The 17707-nt window shown below is 69.9% G+C and carries 23 protein-coding genes and 2 pseudogenes; 15 read left to right on the top strand and 10 right to left on the bottom strand.

Features of this window, described 5'->3' with window-relative positions:
• The first annotated feature begins 19 nt into the window (after positions 1-19).
• From QUE79_RS21270 to QUE79_RS21260, 3 genes are all read left to right on the top strand, one after another.
• On the top strand, positions 20-379 hold the full coding sequence (locus tag QUE79_RS21270) for a hypothetical protein (protein ID WP_286344814.1): 360 nt from the start codon (positions 20-22) through the stop codon (positions 377-379).
• A 182-nt stretch (positions 380-561) separates the two neighbouring features.
• Positions 562-918 (top strand): hypothetical protein, encoded by a 357-nt coding sequence (locus tag QUE79_RS21265; protein ID WP_286344813.1) that lies wholly within the window; start codon positions 562-564, stop codon positions 916-918.
• A 72-nt stretch (positions 919-990) separates the two neighbouring features.
• Complete coding sequence (locus QUE79_RS21260) at positions 991-1131, top strand: hypothetical protein (protein ID WP_286344812.1); 141 nt, start codon at positions 991-993, stop codon at positions 1129-1131.
• Between the two features lie 82 nt (positions 1132-1213).
• Here the strand turns inward: QUE79_RS21260 and QUE79_RS21255 are convergent, their stop codons facing one another.
• Positions 1214-2224, bottom strand: coding sequence for an NADPH-dependent F420 reductase (locus tag QUE79_RS21255; protein WP_286344811.1), 1011 nt, complete (start codon positions 2222-2224; stop codon positions 1214-1216).
• Here QUE79_RS21255 and QUE79_RS21250 point away from each other — a divergent pair.
• Positions 2136-2780, top strand: a complete 645-nt coding sequence (locus QUE79_RS21250) for a LysM peptidoglycan-binding domain-containing protein (RefSeq protein ID WP_286344810.1) — start codon at positions 2136-2138, stop codon at positions 2778-2780. The genes QUE79_RS21255 and QUE79_RS21250 overlap by 89 nt on opposite strands.
• A gap of 262 nt (positions 2781-3042) precedes the next feature.
• Here QUE79_RS21250 and QUE79_RS21245 read toward each other — a convergent pair whose 3' ends face one another.
• On the bottom strand, positions 3043-3270 hold the full coding sequence (locus QUE79_RS21245; RefSeq protein WP_286344809.1) for a hypothetical protein: 228 nt from the start codon (positions 3268-3270) through the stop codon (positions 3043-3045).
• A gap of 143 nt (positions 3271-3413) precedes the next feature.
• On the opposite strand from QUE79_RS21245, the gene QUE79_RS21240 reads away from it, so the two are divergent.
• Complete coding sequence (locus tag QUE79_RS21240) at positions 3414-4094, top strand: hypothetical protein (protein ID WP_286344808.1); 681 nt, start codon at positions 3414-3416, stop codon at positions 4092-4094.
• A 3-nt stretch (positions 4095-4097) separates the two neighbouring features.
• Here the strand turns inward: QUE79_RS21240 and QUE79_RS21235 are convergent, their stop codons facing one another.
• The 6 genes from QUE79_RS21235 to QUE79_RS21210 all read right to left on the bottom strand — a co-directional run bounded on the left by QUE79_RS21235 (position 4098) and on the right by QUE79_RS21210 (position 7298).
• The gene (locus QUE79_RS21235) at positions 4098-4484 is read right to left on the bottom strand and encodes a type II toxin-antitoxin system VapC family toxin (protein ID WP_286344807.1); all 387 of its coding nucleotides are present in this window, start codon (positions 4482-4484) and stop codon (positions 4098-4100) included.
• Positions 4481-4750 (bottom strand): hypothetical protein, encoded by a 270-nt coding sequence (locus QUE79_RS21230; RefSeq protein ID WP_286344806.1) that lies wholly within the window; start codon positions 4748-4750, stop codon positions 4481-4483. The genes QUE79_RS21235 and QUE79_RS21230 overlap by 4 nt, the downstream gene beginning before the upstream one ends.
• Positions 4751-4799: 49 nt before the next feature.
• Positions 4800-5384 carry an MFS transporter gene (locus tag QUE79_RS21225; protein ID WP_286344805.1) on the bottom strand — a complete coding sequence of 195 codons (585 nt, stop codon included), beginning with the start codon at positions 5382-5384 and terminating at the stop codon, positions 4800-4802.
• Positions 5385-5395: 11 nt separating this feature from the next.
• Entirely contained in the window at positions 5396-6220 is an 825-nt protein-coding gene (locus QUE79_RS21220; protein ID WP_286344804.1) for an MFS transporter, read from the bottom strand.
• Positions 6217-6783: an isochorismatase family protein gene (locus tag QUE79_RS21215; RefSeq protein WP_286344803.1), complete on the bottom strand. Its 567-nt coding sequence runs from the start codon at positions 6781-6783 to the stop codon at positions 6217-6219. Before QUE79_RS21215 ends, QUE79_RS21220 begins: the two co-directional genes overlap by 4 nt.
• Before the next feature lie 80 nt (positions 6784-6863).
• Positions 6864-7298 (bottom strand): MarR family winged helix-turn-helix transcriptional regulator, encoded by a 435-nt coding sequence (locus tag QUE79_RS21210; protein WP_286344802.1) that lies wholly within the window; start codon positions 7296-7298, stop codon positions 6864-6866.
• A gap of 90 nt (positions 7299-7388) precedes the next feature.
• Between QUE79_RS21210 and QUE79_RS21205 the strand changes: the two genes are divergently transcribed.
• Both QUE79_RS21205 and QUE79_RS21200 read left to right on the top strand, forming a co-directional pair.
• Positions 7389-8351 (top strand): acetylxylan esterase, encoded by a 963-nt coding sequence (locus tag QUE79_RS21205; RefSeq protein WP_286344801.1) that lies wholly within the window; start codon positions 7389-7391, stop codon positions 8349-8351.
• Positions 8351-8593, top strand: a complete 243-nt coding sequence (locus QUE79_RS21200) for a putative quinol monooxygenase (RefSeq protein ID WP_286344800.1) — start codon at positions 8351-8353, stop codon at positions 8591-8593. Before QUE79_RS21205 ends, QUE79_RS21200 begins: the two co-directional genes overlap by 1 nt.
• A gap of 74 nt (positions 8594-8667) precedes the next feature.
• Here QUE79_RS21200 and QUE79_RS21195 read toward each other — a convergent pair whose 3' ends face one another.
• On the bottom strand, positions 8668-8967 hold the full coding sequence (locus QUE79_RS21195) for an ArsR/SmtB family transcription factor (protein ID WP_286344799.1): 300 nt from the start codon (positions 8965-8967) through the stop codon (positions 8668-8670).
• Positions 8968-9036: 69 nt separating this feature from the next.
• On the opposite strand from QUE79_RS21195, the pseudogene QUE79_RS25940 reads away from it, so the two are divergent.
• From QUE79_RS25940 to QUE79_RS21165, 6 genes and pseudogenes are all read left to right on the top strand, one after another.
• Positions 9037-10016 (top strand): annotated as a pseudogene (locus tag QUE79_RS25940) (MFS transporter); the annotation flags it as partial.
• Between the two features lie 33 nt (positions 10017-10049).
• Positions 10050-10979 carry an alpha/beta hydrolase gene (locus QUE79_RS21185; RefSeq protein WP_350271730.1) on the top strand — a complete coding sequence of 310 codons (930 nt, stop codon included), beginning with the start codon at positions 10050-10052 and terminating at the stop codon, positions 10977-10979.
• A 168-nt stretch (positions 10980-11147) separates the two neighbouring features.
• Positions 11148-11564 (top strand): sigma factor, encoded by a 417-nt coding sequence (locus QUE79_RS21180; RefSeq protein ID WP_286344797.1) that lies wholly within the window; start codon positions 11148-11150, stop codon positions 11562-11564.
• Positions 11513-12439 carry an RNA polymerase sigma factor gene (locus QUE79_RS21175; RefSeq protein ID WP_286344796.1) on the top strand — a complete coding sequence of 309 codons (927 nt, stop codon included), beginning with the start codon at positions 11513-11515 and terminating at the stop codon, positions 12437-12439. The genes QUE79_RS21180 and QUE79_RS21175 overlap by 52 nt, the downstream gene beginning before the upstream one ends.
• Complete coding sequence (locus QUE79_RS21170) at positions 12436-12780, top strand: YciI family protein (protein WP_286344795.1); 345 nt, start codon at positions 12436-12438, stop codon at positions 12778-12780. Before QUE79_RS21175 ends, QUE79_RS21170 begins: the two co-directional genes overlap by 4 nt.
• Positions 12781-12817: 37 nt before the next feature.
• Positions 12818-13159, top strand: a complete 342-nt coding sequence (locus QUE79_RS21165) for a YciI family protein (RefSeq protein WP_286344794.1) — start codon at positions 12818-12820, stop codon at positions 13157-13159.
• A 110-nt stretch (positions 13160-13269) separates the two neighbouring features.
• Here QUE79_RS21165 and QUE79_RS21160 read toward each other — a convergent pair whose 3' ends face one another.
• Positions 13270-14280: a LacI family DNA-binding transcriptional regulator gene (locus QUE79_RS21160; RefSeq protein WP_286344793.1), complete on the bottom strand. Its 1011-nt coding sequence runs from the start codon at positions 14278-14280 to the stop codon at positions 13270-13272.
• 204 nt (positions 14281-14484) lie between these two features.
• Here QUE79_RS21160 and rhaI point away from each other — a divergent pair, with 204 nt between their 5' ends.
• Entirely contained in the window at positions 14485-15651 is a 1167-nt protein-coding gene (gene rhaI / locus QUE79_RS21155) for an L-rhamnose isomerase (RefSeq protein ID WP_286344792.1), read from the top strand.
• A gap of 3 nt (positions 15652-15654) precedes the next feature.
• Positions 15655-17702: pseudogene (locus tag QUE79_RS21150) on the top strand (bifunctional aldolase/short-chain dehydrogenase).
• Positions 17703-17707: the final 5 nt, after the last annotated feature.

Below are 17707 nucleotides of genomic sequence, written 5' to 3'. Positions count from 1 at the left end.
TCCCCCTCGCTCCCAACTGGTGCAGACCCTGGCGCGCGCAGAGGTCGATCTGCTGCGGCACATCAAGAGCCTCGGCGTCGTCTATCGCACCGCCCTGTCCGGGCAGAACGCCGCGCCGGTGCGTCGAGCCCTCGTCTCGTTCCTGCAGGCCAACCTCGAGACGGCCCTGCGGGAGTATCCGGAGATCGCGCCCCTCCCGGCCGAGGAGCTCGACGACCGGGCGGTGTCGATGATCGCGGCCTATGCGGCCTCGGGCACCGTCGGAGCCATCGAGGCGTGGCTCGCCGCCGGCGATCTCGGCGACGTCGGGCAGGCCAGCAGGATCGTCGCAGCCGGTGCTCCCACCTGGTGGGCGCGCGCCACCGGCCGGATGGCGTGAGGCCACCATGCGCAACCTTGCCGCCGCCACTGGAATTCCTGGACTCGGGCTCTTAGAATCGCTGTGGAAGCATCGAGGGTTCCTGCCGGGATCCCCTCGATCGACCGTCCCGGAGTCATCAGCCACTCTCGTTTCCCGCCGCCGTCCGAAGTCCGAACGGTCCGCACGAGAAAGGCCGGCCCATGAGCGAACTCACCATCGAATTCGTCGTTCGAGATCGCACGGGCGCCGTCGCGGCCGTCGTCACCTCCGGCGGTGTCATCGACGCCGAGTTCGCCTCCGAACAGATCGCCCGCGGTGAAGCGCTCTACTTCGCCGGTCCCGACTCCTACGTGCGCGCCCGGGTGCGCTCGATCCCGGCCCTCGGCGGCCCGTACCTCTACGCCAACTGGGACGGCACGCGGCGCAACAACCTGCACGACCTCGCCCGAGGGCTCAAACGCATCGACGTCCGCGGGGTCGTCCACCGCGACAGCGCCCACCGCGGCGAATGGATCGCCCGTCTGATGGGGCGGGCCAAGGCCTACCTCGCGGCGTAGCCGGTCTCCCGGTCGTCGGGCGCCCGCCCGTCGACGGTGCGAGATCCGGCCCGCCCCGGCTAGTCTTGACGCATGTCGGTCTTCGCGGTCTTCCTCGCCATCGTCGCCGGGCTCATGGCTCTGGCGCTGATCGCCCTCTTCGTGACGCTCGTCGTGCTCGCCATCCGCTCCCGCAATCGGGCGCCGCGCGCGATGCTCTACCGCAACGACTGACCGCCGACGGGCTTCCTCGGCCCGTTCGGCGCGCGCCGCCCATCCGCAGGCGGACGACGCACGCCGTTGATCGACCGCCGACTCAGATGCGGTTCGCCTTGGCGAGGTTCTCGACGAGTTCCTGCTTGTTCTGCCGGACCACGTAGGCGGGGCGGTCGCGCTCCACGCGCCAGCTGTCGGCCAGCGGGCCGACGTTGACGGTGTCGAAGCCGAACTCGTCGTAGAGCTTCGTGACGAAGTCGGCGGCGTCGGCGAAGTCACTCGATGTCGCGAGCGCCCGGCGGTCGTCGGCACCCGCGGGCTTGCCGTCCGTCGTGATGTCGTCCGACTTGATGTGGTTGAAACCCTTCGCCACGCGACTCGTGGGCAGGTGGCGCTGAAGCATCTCCGAAACGGTGTCCTCGCCCGCGTCGAGCGCATCGATGTGCCCGTCGCGCTCGAAGTAGTAGTTGTTCGTGTCGATGACGATCTTGCCGGCGAGAGGCTCGACCGGGAGATCGTTCACGGCCTTCAGGGGCACGGTCACGACGACGACGTCACCCGCCGTACCCGCCTCCGCAGAGGTCGCCGCCACAGCCTTCGGACCGAGGTCGGCGACGAGGTCCTGAAGTGTCTCGGGGCCACGAGAATTGCTGATCACGACGTCATAGCCAGCGGTGATGGCTGCCCGAGCGACTTGGCTGCCGATGTGTCCTGCTCCGATGATTCCTAGTGTTGTCATACCTGATTCAACAGCCGGGGCCGCGTGGCATTTCCAGGTTCGAGTGAGAGGTGCCTGAGTGCCCGGCACGGAGGGGATTCCCAGGCGCAGAATTTGAGAACCGCCGAGGGGCCGCCTATGTTGGACGACCGTGCCTCCCTCGGGAGGACGACATGCACGGCGCTGCACTTCGCCCCCGGCTGCCCAGCCTGCAGCGCCGACCTGACCTCTATCGGCAGGGGTGGGCAGCGACTCGCGACCCGACACCGGGCCGCATCGGCGACCCCGTGGAGCAGTGACCACAATGAGCAATACCCAAAGCAACCGCAGGATCCGCCACCCCCGTGCCCTCGTCGGAGGTGCGGCCCTCGTCGCCCTCACGGCAGGAGGCATCGGCCTCGCCGCGGCTCCGGCCAATGCGGCTCCCGAGTCGACCTGGGACGCCCTGGCATCGTGTGAATCCGGCGGTAACTGGGCCATCAACACCGGTAATGGCTACTCCGGCGGACTGCAGTTCAGCCAGAGCACCTGGGCCGCCAATGGCGGCACCGGCTCGCCGGCTGCAGCCAGCAAGGCCACGCAGATCTCGGTCGCCGAGCGCGTCCTCGCTTCGCAGGGCTGGGGCGCCTGGCCGGCCTGCTCGGCGAAGCTCGGCCTCTCGGGGACGTCCTCCGCCGCTGCCGCCCCGGCGGCGCCCGCAGCTCCGGCGGCGCCTGCCGCTCCTGCTGCGGCCCCGGCGGCACCCGCGGCGCCCACGGCCACGAGCCGCCCGGCACCCGTCGCGACCAGCGGTAAGACGTACACGATCGCTTCCGGCGACACCCTGGCGACGATCGCATCGAAGCTGCGCGTGAGCGGTGGCTGGGAGAAGCTCGCCGCCGCGAACACGACGACGGTCAGCAACCCGAACCTGATCTTCCCCGGTCAGAAGCTGCAGCTGCCTGCGTAGAACCCCCACGCCCTGGCCCGTTCTGTCGGCTCCGTCAACGGAGTCCCGACGGGGCGGGCCAGTCCGCGTTCACGGAGCGGTCGACCACGTGAGAGACGCGCCTAGGGTGTGTCTCTCACGTGGCCGGAGGTCGTGTGTGGTCTGGTCTCGTGAGCTGCAAGGCGGGTGACGCAGGAGGCCGCCCGCGGCCTTCAAGGAACCCGCCGCCGCAGATTGCGCGATCCAGGGCACACACGGCCCGCGGTGAAGTGAGAGACAGACCCTAGTGCCGGTGCTTCCAGAGGTACGGGAGGAAGAAGGCGAGGTTGGCGCTGCCCCCGATCGACGAGCGCATGATCACCTCGGTCTCGCGATCGAACGCCTCAGCGGCTTCGGGGTCCTCCGGTCGCTCCGCGTTCTCCGTGGTCTCCGGCAGGGAGGAACACTGCTCGATGAGCAGCCTCGTCTCCCGTCGTGCCTCGCGGACGAACCGTCGTGTGTCGTGATCCATTGGTCTTCGTCGCCTCTCTGCGCCGCTTCCCTGAGCGCCGACACCACTGTCGGCAACCACGCCAAATCTACACCTGTTGTGTGAATCTCGCTCGTGTTCTGCGGGAACATCCGAGCCGGCGGCACGCGCTCTAGGGTGAAGGCATGGAGTTCTCGGGGAGCATCTCGCCGGACCATCCGGCGCCGCCGTCGGTCGACGAGGTGAGTCGGGTCTTCACGGTGCCGCTGATGACGCTGGCCGCGCAGTCGGCGCTCACAGAACTCGGTGTCGGCACGATGAGCGGATCGAGCAACGGCGAGGCCGCCGTCCTCGAGGTCGTGAGCATCTCGTTCACGCTGTGGCGGAACCCGGCCGACCCGGAGGATCCTGCGAACCTGGCCGAGTTGAGCGAGGAACAGCAACGGGCGGTCGACCTGGTGCCGACGACGCCGCTTCCGGCGTGGATGGTCGAGCGTCTCCGACTGATGAGGTACCCGATGTTGTGGGAGGCCGTGCAGACCACGCGCGAGAGCGGCGAAGGCCGAGAGACCGTCGAGGCCGTGCTCGTCGGCCACGTCAATCACATCGTGACGAACTCGTTTCGCGACGAACGGGTTCGCGGTGATTTTCCGGGAGAGCTCGACTCTCCGGTCACCGAGAAGCACATCGAGCGCGTGCCGGTCGTGGTCGACGGCATGGAGGTACCCGGGGTTCGCATCGACACCGATCCCGACGTCTTCGGACTCGGCGTGGCGCTCGAGGGCAGGATCGCGACGGCAGTCGTGGCGCGCGAATTCCTTCCGCGGGTCACGCTCGCGTTCGAGACGCGCCTCGAGCACGCCTGACCATCAGGCTCCGACGACCTCGACGCCGGCGTCGCGCGCCACCCGCGCGAGCGTCGTGTCGAACGTCGCCACTGCCCCGCTGGTTTTCACGGCAAGGTGGAGGACGACGGCGTCGGGCATTCTGAGCCGGCTCTCGGCCCGGAGCCGGGCGATGTCGCGCGCCTCGTCGGCCGAGACCCCGACGACCTCGACGCCGATCGCCGAGAGGGAGTCGAGCGATGCGCCGTCTCGACCGTGGCGTGTCGGGTGGACGAGGGCTTCGGCGACCGTCAGGACACTGGCTCGCAGCTCCTCGGCGACCTGCGACTCGAGCAGGTCGAGAGCGGAGCGGTGGGAGTCGTCGCGCTGATCGAGGTACGCGATGAGGACGTTCGCGTCGAGGACGATCACTCGGCCCACTCGCCCTTCAGGCTGTCGGCGGCATCGGGCGGAAAGGCGCCTGTCGCAGCTCCGGCGTTCGCGCGGATCGCCTCTCGGCGTGAGGCGAGGACGCTCGCGCGACGCTCTTCGAGCTCCCCGCCGCTCCACTCGATGATGCGGCGCAGGAGCGCGGCGCGGTCGTTCTGAAGCTCGGGCCAGGTGAACCGGGCGAGGTCGATGGCGTGCGCGACAGCTGCCGTCTCGGTCACGGTGAAGCGATGCAGGGTGGTGGCCATCGAGCGAGTGTAGCACTTGCGTCAGGTGCAGCACCTGACCCGGGTGCTGTCATTTGCCGGCCACCCGGGGGATTCGGCGATCGGCGACCACCAGCAGCACCACGGCGAGTCCGAGGGCGCCGAGCACCCAGGCGAGCGAGTGCAGACCCGCGTCGGTGGCCCTCGAGCCGAACGTCAGGCCGATGAGGCTGGACGAGAAGATCGCGCCGAGGTAGGCGAACGTGCGGTACAGGCCGGCCGCCACCGCGATGTCCTCCGCCGAGGTCTGGACGTACAGGGCCGCCTGGTTGGCGAACCCGCTGAAGCCGTTGGCGAAGCCGAGCAGAAGCGACATCCCGACCAGCACCAGCACGCTCGAGGAGCCGGTCACGAAAAGGGCGACCACGGCCGTCAGGACCAGCGCCACACCGGCGAGCACCAGCGGCGTACGCACCCAGCCGCGCCCCGAGACGATGCGCGCGAGGACGAGGCTCAGGCCCGAGAGGGGCAGCAGGATCAGCCCGACCTGCGTGGCGCTGAGGCCGCGCCCCTGTTCCATCCACTGACTGGTGCCGTAGAGCGAGACGTAGATGCCGAGGCCGACCAGCGTCTGGCGGAGATAGGTGCGCTGCAGCGGGAAATTGCCCGCGAGCATGCGTACCGCGATCAGGGGCTGGCGGCGCGCAGCTCCCAGAGGACCAGCGCGGCGCCCAACCCGACGACCACGGCCAGGAGCCACCAGATCGGCGATGCGAGATCGGTGAAGAAGACGAGCAGGCTGACGATGGTGCCCGCGAACAGCAGGATCCCGGGGATGTCGATGGCCCGCACGATTCTGCCCGCCCCTCCGCGTTCGAGCGGCTGGTCCTTGGCCACGCCGATCCAGGTCGAGGTGAACGTGATGATCGCCAGGGGGACGTTGACGAAGAACAGGGCTCGCCAGCCGAAGGCGCCGGCCAGCACCCCGCCGAGCGGAAGGCCGACGACGGTGGTCACCTGGCTGGCGATCGAGAAGTTGCCGAGGACACGGCTCGGCACGCCGGTGCCCGAGGCGTCCGCCCGCTTGCGCACCAGGGCCATGGCGGTCGGGTACGCGGCCGAGGTGCCGACGCCGATCAGAGCCCTCGAGAGCAGCAGGAACCCGAAGCTGGGCGCGAAGGCACCGATCGCCCCGGCGACGACCAGGATCACCGCGCCCGACAGGAATACCCGTCGCGGCCCGAACAGCGTGGACAGTTTGCCCATCGTGGGCTGCATGACGGCGCTGCAGAGGTAGAGCACCGAGATGAGCGTCGCCGTCTTGCCGGGGCCGGTGTGGAAGTCGACGCCGATGCCGACCAGGCCCGTGGCCAGCATGGAGCTGTTGATCGGGTTCAGGGTCGACCCGAGCAGCAGCGGAGCGGTGAACCGCCAGCCGAACGGCCTGTCGGTCGCGGGCGCGGTCGCGGGCTCGTCGAGGGTCGTGTCGGGCGCCGCAGTGTCGGCCGTCACCGGTGGCTCGTCGCCAGGAGCGCGAGGACGTCGGCCGTGGTGCCGGTCTCGGCCATTCGGGGGAACACGTTCTGAACGCTGTGGTCGTGCGTCGCGAGATCGCGGTCGGTGATCGCGTCGGTCACGACGACGACGTTGTAGCCGAGTTCGTGGGCGTGACGAGCGGTGGACTCGACTCCGCTGCCGGTCGCGATGCCCGTGATGACGACCTGCGTGACACCGGCGGCCCGCAGGATCGCGTCGAGGTCGGTGCTCGAGAACGCACCGGCCGTGACCTTGGTCACCCGGATGTCGTCGTCCTGCGCTCCGAGCTCGGGCACGAGCTCGGCGAAGTCGTCGGGCAGGCCCGCGGAGTCGAAGGAGCCCCGGTCGGTGCGGCCCGCCGGAGCGCCGGCGACGTTCACCAGGGCGACGGGAAGGCCGCGCTCGCGGAAGGCGTCGGCGAGGGTTCTGGTGCGTTCGAGGAGGCGATCGGCGGGGTGGGCCAGCGGGAGGCGGACGATTCCCGCCTGGAGGTCGATGACGAGGAGGGCGGTGCGCGGGTCGAGGGTGGTGATGGGCATGGGAGGGTTCCTTTCGGGAGCGCCGAGGCGCGGTGAGGAGACCTCGGTCGAGGTCGGGGCGAGGCGGGGAGGGAGAGCGGTCAGGGGGCTTCGGCGACTCGCCGGAGGAGGGCGATGGCGTCGGCGAGCCGGCGCCGATCGCCCGCGTCGAAGGTGGTCTCGATGAGGTGCGCCAGGAAGTCTTCTTTCGCGAGACGACCGGACGCGATCTGACGGCGGGCCTCGTCGCTGAGGGAGAGGACGCTCTTGCGGCCGTCGCGGGGGTCGGACGACTTCTCGACGTAACCGGAATCGAGGAGGACGGCGACGATGGTTCCCATCGACTGCGGCGTCATTCCGCGCGCCTTGGCCAGCTCGGTGCTCGTCGCCGGCCCGCCGCTTTCGAGGAGGGAGACCACGGCGAGTTGCGAGTGCGTCAGATCGCTGCCGGGTGTCTGCTCGCGGAGTCGCCTCGTGACCTTGCCCACGGCGACGCGGAGGTCGGTTGCGAGCTGAGCGGTGTCGTCGTGAGCCATGACTTCACCGTATCACTTATTAAGGCAACTGAACAGTTGTCTTAATATCTGGCGTCAGCGATGCTCGCCGCGCGCCGATAGGGTGAAGGGATGTTCGTCGACATGCCAGAGGCCGACCTGCGTCAGTACCGCAGCAGCCAGTCCGATCCTTCCGATTTCGACTCCTTCTGGGCGGAGACTCTCGCGAGTACCCGACGCTTCGACCTCGCCGTCGAAGTAATCCCGGTCGACACGGGGCTGAAGACCCTCGACGTGTTCGACGTGACCTTTTCGGGTTACGAGGGCCAGCGCGTCAAGGCGTGGCTGCGGGTTCCCCACGACGCGACCGGGCCCCTTGCGACGATCGTGCAGTTCCAGGGCTACGGCGGAGGCCGCGCGCGTCCGCTCGACGACCTCCTCTGGGCGTCCGCCGGCTACGCCCACCTGCTGGTCGACACCCGTGGTCAAGGGTCGGCCTGGGGCGGAGGCGGAACCCCCGACCCCGACGGCTCCGGGCCGGCGTATCCGGGGTTCATGACGCGCGGAATCGACAGTCGAGAGACCTATTACTACCGCCGAGTGTTCACCGACGCCGTTCGAGCCGTCGAAGCGGCGCGGTCGCTCGACGTCGTCGACGAGAACCGTGTCTCGGTGCTCGGCGGGAGCCAGGGCGGCGGCATCACGCTCGCCGTGGCCGGCCTCGTCGAGGGGCTCGTCGGGGTGTTCCCGCGCGTGCCGTTCCTCTGCGACTTCCCGCGGTCGACGGTGTTCACCGACAGCTCGCCCTACAAGGAGATCGGCAACTACCTCGCCGTGCACCGGGAGAAGGCGGTGGCCGTGCACGAGGTCCTGCCCTACTTCGACGGCGTCAACTTCTCCCGGCGCGCGACCGCTCCCGCCTGGTTCACGACCGCGTTGATGGACAACACCTGTCCGCCATCGACGGTCTTCGGCGCGTTCAACGAGTACCGTGGCGAGAAGGAGATCACCGTCTGGCCGTACAACGGTCACGAAGGCGGCGGTGTCTACGACGACGAGGCGACCCTCGCCATCCTCAACGGAATGGATAACTGATGTCGTTCACGGTCCTGCTCGAATTCCAGCTCAAGGACGGCGTCGAGAACGCCCCCGAGATCCTTCGCGAGGTGCTCGCCCAGACGGGGGCGTTCGCGGGGAACGAGGGGCTCGAGGTCTTGATCGACGACGACGACGCGTCGAAGCTGATCGTCGTCGAGAAGTGGGCGTCGGTCGACGCGCGCAACGCGTACGTCGCCTGGCGGGCCACTCCGGAGGGGCGAACCGTCTCGGCGAGCTGATGGCCGCCGCTCCGACGTTCCGCACCTTCGCCGAGACTATCCCGCTGAGCTGACTCAGCGAGCGCCGAGCGCGGTCACCGGGTGAGCGCGTCGACGAGGCCCGGGAACTTCTCGTCGAGCTCGACTCGGCGCAGCTGGATGCAGTGCGTCCGCCCTTCGACGAGCGTGCGGGTCAGGCCCGACTCCCGCAAGATCTTGAAGTGGTGCGACATCGTCGACTTGGTGACGTCGACCCCCCAGTCGTCGACCGTCTTGGGGTGGGCTTCGCCGTCGGCCAGGACTCCGACGATGTGGAGCCGGATCGGATCGGCGACGGCGCGCAGGACCTCGACGAGTTCGACGTCGTCCATGGCGGGAATCGGGTAGTCGGTCACGATCCTCCACAAATTGTTCGACAATCATCGAACTATCGGCTAACTTAACCGTATGACGGTTATCGAACAATCATACTCGTCGCGCGTGGTCACCGTGCGACTCGGGCTCCTGGCGGGGGTCTCTTCGTCGTCGGCACCAACGCCTTCGTCATCGCGGGGCTCCTGCCCCAGATCGCCGAGGGGCTGAATACGACGGTGTCGCGGGTCGGCTACTCCATCACCCTCTACGCGATCATCGTCGCGGTCGCGTCTCCGGTGCTCTCGATCCTGCTGGCGCGTCTCGACCGCACTCTTCTCATGGCCGCGGGGCTGGCGACCATCGCCGTCGGCACCGGCGTGACGGTCTTCGCCACGACCATCGACGTCTTCGACGTCGGCCGTGTCCTCGCGGCACTCGGCGGTGCGGCTCTCGTTCCCGCGGCCACGGCCGCAGCGCCGTCGATGCTGCCGCCCGCGCAGCGCGGGCGGGCCCTCGCGATCGCGGGCCTCGGCTTCACCCTGGCCACCGCGATCGGATCGCCCTCGGCACCGCGCTCGCCGGGGTCGGCGGCTGGCGGCTCCCGCTGGGGGTTCTCGCCGCTCTCGGCGCGGTCCTCGCCGTGGTCATCGCCGCCGTGGTCCGCGGCGTCCCGCTCGGGCCGGTCTCCGGGCTCCGCGCCCGCCTCGGCGCCCTGCGAGACGGGCGGGCCCTGGCCACCCTCGGCGCGGCGCTCTTCCTCACGGCGGCGTTCAACGTCGTCTACATCTTCTCGGCGCCGGTGACCGCGCGGGCGACCGGTGGTTCGAGCGGGCTCCTCGCGATCCTGCTGCTCCTCTACGGCGTCGGCGGCATCGTCGGCACGAACCTGTCCGGGCGGCTCACGGATCGACTCGGGAGTCGCGCCATCGTGGGGCTCGGTCTTGGAGCGGAGGTCGTCGTCCTGGCGATCATGCCGCTCGTGGAATGGTCGTTCGTGATCCTGGCAGTCGTGTTCTTCGTCTGGGGCGTCGTCGCCTTCGCGGTGGTGGTCCCGGTGCAGCACCGACTCGTGGGCATCGATCCGGCGAACGCCGGGATCGCGCTCTCCTGGTATTCGACCGCCATGTACGTCGGTATCGCCCTCGCGCCCGTGATCGGGTCCGTCGTCCTCGGCGGGGCCGCCGGACTCCCGGGCCGAGCTGCGGTGCCCTCGTCGGGGCGGCGCTCGCCGTCGTCGCCCTCGTCGTGTTCCTCCTCGGGTACCGGAACCGGCCGCGTACGCTCGAGGCGTGAGCGAGCTCGAATCCCCCGCATTCGCCGACGTGGCCGTCTGGCCCTGCGGATCGTCGCCTGGGTCGTCGTCGTCCTCCTGGTGCTCGTCGCCGGCTTCCTGGTCTGGGCGCACATCGTCCTGCAGGGCGACCGGACGGCGGCGCTCAAGGTCTGGCGCGACGACCGGGTCAGCGTGCGTGATGTCGGAGACAGCGTGATCCTGCGACCGACCGGCGCCTCGAACGGCGCGGGCATCGTCTTCATCCCGGGGGCGAAGGTCGATCCGTACGCCTACCTGGCGACGTTCGACGGGGTGGCGGCGGCGGGGACCACGGTGGTCATCACGAAGCCGACCCTCAACCTGGCGTTCTTCGACACGAGGCCGCTCAGTCGTTTCGAGAAGCATGCGCCCGGGGTGACGACCTGGGCCGTCGGCGGGCACTCCCTCGGCGGCGTGCGGGCCTGCCAGCTCGCGACGACGCCGGGAACGGCGGGGCTTCTGCTGCTCGGCAGCTACTGCGCCAACGACCTGTCGACGTCGAAGCTCGACGTCCTCAGCCTCTCGGGCACGCGTGACGGCCTCTCGACCCCGGCGAAGATCGCCGCGGCGAGACACCTGCTGCCGTCCTCGGCCACGATGGTGGCCATTCGCGGCGCGGACCACGCCCAGTTCGGCGCCTACGGCAAGCAGCCGGGCGACAACCCGGCCACCGTCTCCCCGGCGCACACCGACCGGATCATCACCGCCCAGGTGTCGCGCTGGGTGGCTTCGCTCGGGTGATTGCCGCCCGCGCCGCCGGCGGACAGGACGTCCTGGCCGTGGTGATCGCCGCGGGAGTTCTCTGACCGCTCGGCCGGCACGTCTTTCGGGCGCGGTGTCGATCTGAGACGATTCCGTTCGACGCTGGAGTGAAGGCGTCACCGCGACGCCGCGACGAAGGGGCCGACCGTGCAGCGAGACGACGTGCAGCGACTGATCGACGAGGTGTGGCGCTCGGACGCCGCCCGCATCGTCGGCGCGCTCGCTCGTTCGGTTCGCGACGTCGGGCTGGCGGAAGACCTGGCGCAGGAGGCGGTCGCCGAGGCTCTGGAGCGCTGGCCCGACACCGGGGCGCCGCACAACCCCGCCGCGTGGCTGACGACGGTCGCCAAGCGCCGGGCGATCGACCACTGGCGGAGGCAGGCGCGCCTCGACGAGCGCCACGCAGTTCTCGCCCACGAGCTCGAGACCGAGCAGCGGCTGGGCTCGACGTCGGGGAGCCGAGCGACCCCCTCGCCGATCCCGATCTCATCGACGACGACATCCTGCGCCTCGTGTTCGTGGCCTGCCACCCGGTGCTGTCGCGCGAGGCGCAGATCGTCCTGACCCTCCGGGTCGTCGCCGGGCTCTCCACCATCGAGATCGCCCGAGCCGTCCTCGCGCCCGTGGCAACCGTGCAGCAGCGCATCGTCCGGGCGAAGAAGACCCTCCGCGCGGCACGCGTCCCCTTCGAGGTGCCGTCGCGCGACGAGTACCCGGCTCGCCTGGCTTCGGCGCTCGGAGTCGTCTACCTCCTCTTCAACGAGGGCTACGTCGCCACCTCCGGTGACGCCTGGTACCGAGCCGACCTGGCCGACGAGGCGAGACGCCTGGGCAGGATCCTGCAGCACCTCGTCCCCCGCGAGCCGGAGGCGCACGCGCTCGTCGCCCTCATGGAACTCCAGGCCTCCCGGTTCGCCGCTCGAGTCTCGGACGACGGGGCGGTGATCCTGCTCGCGGACCAGGACCGCACCCGCTGGGACGCCGAGGCGATCACCCGAGGGAGGGCGGCGCTCGCGCGATCGGACGACCTCGGCGAAGGTCGCGGACCGTACGCCCTCCAGGCTGCCATCGCCGAGGTCCACGCGACCGCGACGACCGCCGAGGCCACCCGGTGGGACGACATCGTCGTGCTGTACGACGCCCTCGCGGCACTCACCGGGTCGCCCGTCGTCGAACTCAATCGCGCCGTCGCCGTGTCGATGGCGACGGGCCCGGCGACCGCTCTCCGGCTGGTCGACGGGCTGGCCGAGAGCGCCGCGCTGACAGGCTACGCGCCCTTCTTCGCCGTCCGCGGCGATCTGCTGGCGCGGCTCGGGCGTCCCGATGCCGCGCGCACCGCCTTCCTGGCGGCAGCCGACCTGACCGCCAACGGGCGGGAGCGCGACGCGCTGCTCGCCCGCGCCGACGTCGCCCCGCCCGCACGAAAGGACCCCCGATGAAGTACCTGCTGCTGATCCACAACACCGCCGCCGGAGACGCGTCGCTCGAGTCTCACCTGGGCGAACCCGGAGATCGAGACCAGGCCCATGCCCGGCTGTGCGCCGAGCTCAGTGCCTCCGGCGAGTTGCTCGACACCTCGGCCCTCGAGTACGACCGGACGCTCGTCCGCGGAGGCGCCGACGGACCACGAGCCGTCACCGACGGCCCGTTCACCGAGGCGCGCGAGATCGTCGGCGGGTATTACCTCGTCGACGTCGCGAGCCTCGACCGCGCCGTCGAGATCGCCGGCCGCTTCGTCGAGAGCCGGTTCGCTCCCGTCGAGATCAGGGCTCTGGCCTGAGATCGAACACTCCACCGAAACCACGAGAGGATCCACCGTGCGCTACCTGTTCTTCATCTGCACCGACCCCGAGGCACCCGCCTACGATCCCGCCGACGACGACATCGAGGTCTGGGTCGCCGACAACGACCGGCGCGGGATCTCGCGAGGCGGAAATCGCCTGCGGCCACCGGAGACGGCGAAGACCGTCCGCAAGCGGGACGGCGAGGTGATCGTCACCGACGGCCCGTTCGCGGAGACCAAGGAGTGGGTGGCCGGCTACGACCTGCTCGAGTGCGAGTCGCTCGAGGAGGCGCTGGAGATCGCGTCGCGCCACCCGATGGCGCGCTACGGGCGTGTCGAGGTTCGCGCCGAGTGGCCCTTCGAGGCCGCACCCTGATGGCGTGGGCGGGCGGGAGCAGGAGCGGGCGGGGCGGCGCCGACCCGCCTGCGACTGCGTGAAACCGCCCGCGCCGGAGCGACTCCGTCGGCCACCGCGCGCGGACGGGCTCAGACGGCGGTCGAGGCGCGCACGACGAGCTCGGGCTGATACACGATGTGCTGCGGCTCGTCGGGCGGGCCGTCGGACGACTCGGCGAGAAGGAGCTCCAGGCCGGTGCGGCCGATGAGGCCCGACGGCTGCCGCACCGACGACAGCGGCACGACGGTCGCCTGGGCGAACGCGATGTCGTCGTAACCGATGAGGGCGATCTCGTCGGGCACGCGGATGCCGCCCAGGATCCCGAGCCCCTGCAGGACGCCCACCGCCACGAGGTCGTTGGCGCAGAAGATGCCGTCGGGTCGATCGCCCGGAGTCCGCGCCGCGAGCTCGGCTCCGGCCCGACGGCCCTCGAGCACGGTGAGGTCGCTGGTGGCGACCACCTCGATGGAGCCGCCGGCCGTGGCCTCGACGGCGCTGTGCGCGCCGAAGAGTCGATCGGACACCTGGCGGATCGAGCGGGGGCCGCCGACGAAGGCGAGCCGGCGACGGCCGATGTCGAGCAGGTGCTGGGCCGCGATCCTGCCCCCGGAGACGTCGTCGACCGATACCGACGAGAACGACGTGCCCCGCGCCGCCCGGTCGACGAGGACGGCGGGGATGCCCCGATCGCGGAGGCGCTCGAGTCGGGCGACCTGCTCGCCGAAGGGCGAGATCAGGACACCGCTCACCCGCTGCGTCTCGAAGAGGTCGAGGTAGGCCGCCTCGCGACGGAGGTCGTTGCCCGAATTGCCGAGCAGGATCGAGAGGCCGTCGGCGGCCGCGCGGTCTTCGGCTCCTCGGGCGAGGTCGGTGAAGAACGGGTTGCCCGCGTCGAGGACGATGAGGCCGAAGCTGTGGCTGCGGCCGGCCCGGAGCTGCCTGGCCGCGTCGTTGCGCACGAAGCCTAGTTTGTCGATGGCGTCGTGGACGCGCTGGACCGAGCTCGGCGAGACCTTCTCGGGGCGATTGAGGACGTTGGAGACCGTGCCGACGGACACCCCGGCGAGGGCGGCGACGTCGCGGACGCTGACGGTTGCCACGGTGGGTCCTCTCAGGTCGGCGATGTTCGGGTGGGGGCGCTGATGCGCGGACCTTCGCTGATTATGCCCGGTTCGGCCTCTGCCGCAGTACTCATCGCCCGGACACCGTGTAACGATTCATCAGAGGTCGGAGATTTCTCTGGACGGCGCTGTCGGAGCGGACTAGCATGAAACGATTCATTGACAACGAGACAGGAAATGGAAATGACTTCCTTCGCCGACATCGCGCCCGCCCTCGAGCGGCAGGCCATCGAGCTTCCGAGCTGGGCCTTCGGTAACTCCGGCACGCGCTTCAAGGTCTTCGGCACGCCGGGCACACCGCGCAGCCCCGAGGAGAAGATCGCCGACGCCGCCAAGGTCCACGAGCTCACCGGGCTCGCCCCCGCCGTCGCGCTCCACATCCCGTGGGATCTCGTCGACGACTGGGCGGCGCTGCGCGCCTACGCGAACGGGCTCGGCGTCGAGCTCGGCACGGTCAACTCGAACACGTTCCAAGACGACGAGTACAAGTTCGGAAGCCTCGCCCACTCGGACGCCGCCGTCCGCCGCAAGGCGATCGACCACCACCTCCGCTGTCTCGAGATCATGACGGCGACCGGGTCCCGCGACCTCAAGATCTGGTTGGCCGACGGCACCAACTACCCCGGTCAGGACAGCCTGCGCGCCCGCCAGGACAACCTCGCCACGTCGCTGCAGGAGATCTACGCACAGCTCGGCGACGACCAGCGCCTCGTACTCGAGTACAAGTTCTTCGAGCCGGCGTTTTATCACACGGACGTCCCCGACTGGGGCACCAGCTTCGCCCAGGTCTCGGCGCTGGGGCCGAAGGCGTACACGTGCCTCGACACCGGCCACCACGCGCCGGGCACGAACATCGAGTTCATCGTCATGCAGCTGCTGCGTCTCGGCAAGCTCGGCTCCTTCGACTTCAACTCGCGCTTCTACGCCGACGACGACCTGATCGTGGGGGCGGCCGACCCGTTCCAGCTGTTCCGCATCCTGTTCGAGGTGATCAACGGCGGCGGCCTCGATGTCGACTCGCCGGTGCAGTTCATGCTCGACCAGTGCCACAACGTCGAAGACAAGATCCCGGGTCAGATCCGCTCGGTGTTGAACGTCCAGGAGATGACCGCGCGCGCCCTGCTCGTCGACCGTCCTGCTCTGGCTGCGGCGCAGGCCGCTCACGACGTCCTCGGCGCCAACGGCGTGCTGATGGACGCCTTCTACACCGATGTCCGCCCCGCTCTGGCCGACTGGCGCGAGGGGCGCGGACTCCCGGCCGACCCGATGAAGGCGTACGCCGAGTCGGGGCATCAGGAGAAGCTCGCCGCCGAGCGCGTGGGCGGCAAGCAGCTGAGCTGGAGCGCCTGACCGATGACCACCTCCACGCACACGAACACGGCGCACGACCTGATCGCCCGCTCGAACCGTCTCGGCGCCGACCCGGCGAACACCAACTACGCGGGCGGCAACACGTCGGCCAAGGGCACGGGGATCGATCCGGTGACCGGCGAGCCCGTCGAGCTCCTCTGGGTGAAGGGCTCCGGCGGCGACCTGGGCACGCTGACCGAGAGCGGCCTGGCCGTGCTCCGCCTCGACCGCCTCCGCGCCCTCGCGAACGTCTATCCGGGGGTCGACCGCGAAGACGAGATGGTCGCGGCCTTCGACTACACCCTGCACGGAAAGGGCGGCGCCGCGCCCTCGATCGACACCGCGATGCACGGGCTGGTCGACGCCGCGCACGTCGACCACCTCCACCCCGACTCGGGAATCGCCATCGCCACGTCGGCGGACGGCGAGGCCCTCACGAGCACGATCTTCGGTGACAAGGTCGTGTGGGTGCCGTGGCGTCGACCGGGCTGGCAGCTCGGTCAGGACATCGCCGACATCAGGGCGGCTCACCCCGACGCCATCGGCACGATTCTCGGCGGCCACGGCATCACGGCCTGGGGCGACACGTCCGAGCAGGCCGAGGCGAACTCCCTCTGGATCATCGAGACCGCCGCGGCGTACATCGCCGAGCACGGGAGTCCCGAACCGTTCGGCCCCGACCTGCCGGGCTACGAGCGCCTGTCCTCCGGGGAACGGCGCGAGAAGGCCGCCGCCCTGGCTCCCGTCCTCCGCGGGCTGGTCTCGACCGACCGCGCACAGGTCGGGCACTTCACCGACGACCAGCGCGTCCTGGACTTCCTCGGGAGCACCGAGCACCGGCGGCTCGCGGCCCTCGGCACGTCGTGCCCCGACCACTTCCTGCGCACCAAGGTCAAGCCTCTCGTGCTCGACCTGCCGGCGACGGCCTCCGTCGAGGAGTCCCTGGAGCGACTCAAAGTGCTGCACGAGGAGTACCGCGCCGACTACAAGGCGTACTACGACCGCTACGCGACGAGCGATTCGCCGGCGATCCGCGGGCAGGATCCTGCGATCGTCCTCATTCCGGGCGTCGGCATGTTCTCGTACGGGGCCGACAAGCAGACCGCCCGGGTCGCGGGTGAGTTCTACGTCAACGCGATCAACGTGATGCGCGGTGCCGAGGCCATCTCGACCTACGCGCCGATCGACGAGTCGGAGAAGTTCCGGATCGAGTACTGGGCGCTCGAAGAAGCCAAACTGCAGCGCCGCCCGAAGCCGAAGCCCCTCGCCGGTCGCATCGCCCTCGTCACCGGCGCCGCCAGCGGCATCGGCAAAGCCATCGCCACGCGGCTCGCCGGGGAGGGGCGGTCGTCGCCATCGCCGACCTCGACCTGGAGAAGGCACAAGCCGCCGCCGCCGAGTTGGGCTCGACCGACGTGGCGATCGGCGTGCAGGCGAACGTCACCAGCGAGGACGAGATCGCCGCCGGCATCCAGGAGGTCCTGCTCGCGTTCGGCGGTCTCGACCTCGTCGTCAACAACGCCGGACTGTCGCTGTCCAAGAGCCTGCTCGAGACGACCGTCGCCGACTGGGACCTCCAGCACAACGTGATGGCCAAGGGGTCGTTCCTCGTCTCCCGAGCCGCGGCGAAGGTGCTGATCGACCAGCAACTGGGCGGAGACATCATCTACATCTCGTCGAAGAACTCCGTCTTCGCCGGACCGAACAACATCGCCTACTCGGCCACGAAGGCCGACCAGGCGCACCAGGTGCGGCTGCTCGCAGCCGAACTCGGCGAGTACGGCGTCAAGGTCAACGGCATCAACCCCGACGGGGTGGTGCGCGGCTCCGGCATCTTCGCCGGGGGCTGGGGTGCCAAGCGCGCCGCGGTCTACGGGGTGCCGGAGGAGGAGCTCGGCGCGTACTACGCGCAGCGCACCCTGCTCAAGCGCGAGGTGCTGCCCGAGAACGTGGCGAACGCCGTGTTCGTGCTGACGGCGGGCGACCTGTCGCACACGACCGGGCTGCACATCCCCGTCGACGCGGGCGTCGCCGCCGCGTTCCTGCGGTAGGCGTC

This window comes from Frondihabitans sucicola (assembly GCF_030296615.1).
GTDB classification, from domain to species: Bacteria; Actinomycetota; Actinomycetes; order Actinomycetales; family Microbacteriaceae; genus Frondihabitans; species Frondihabitans sucicola.
The sequence above is the reverse complement of the archived record's forward strand: the minus strand, read 5'-3'. Positions and strand labels throughout refer to the sequence as shown.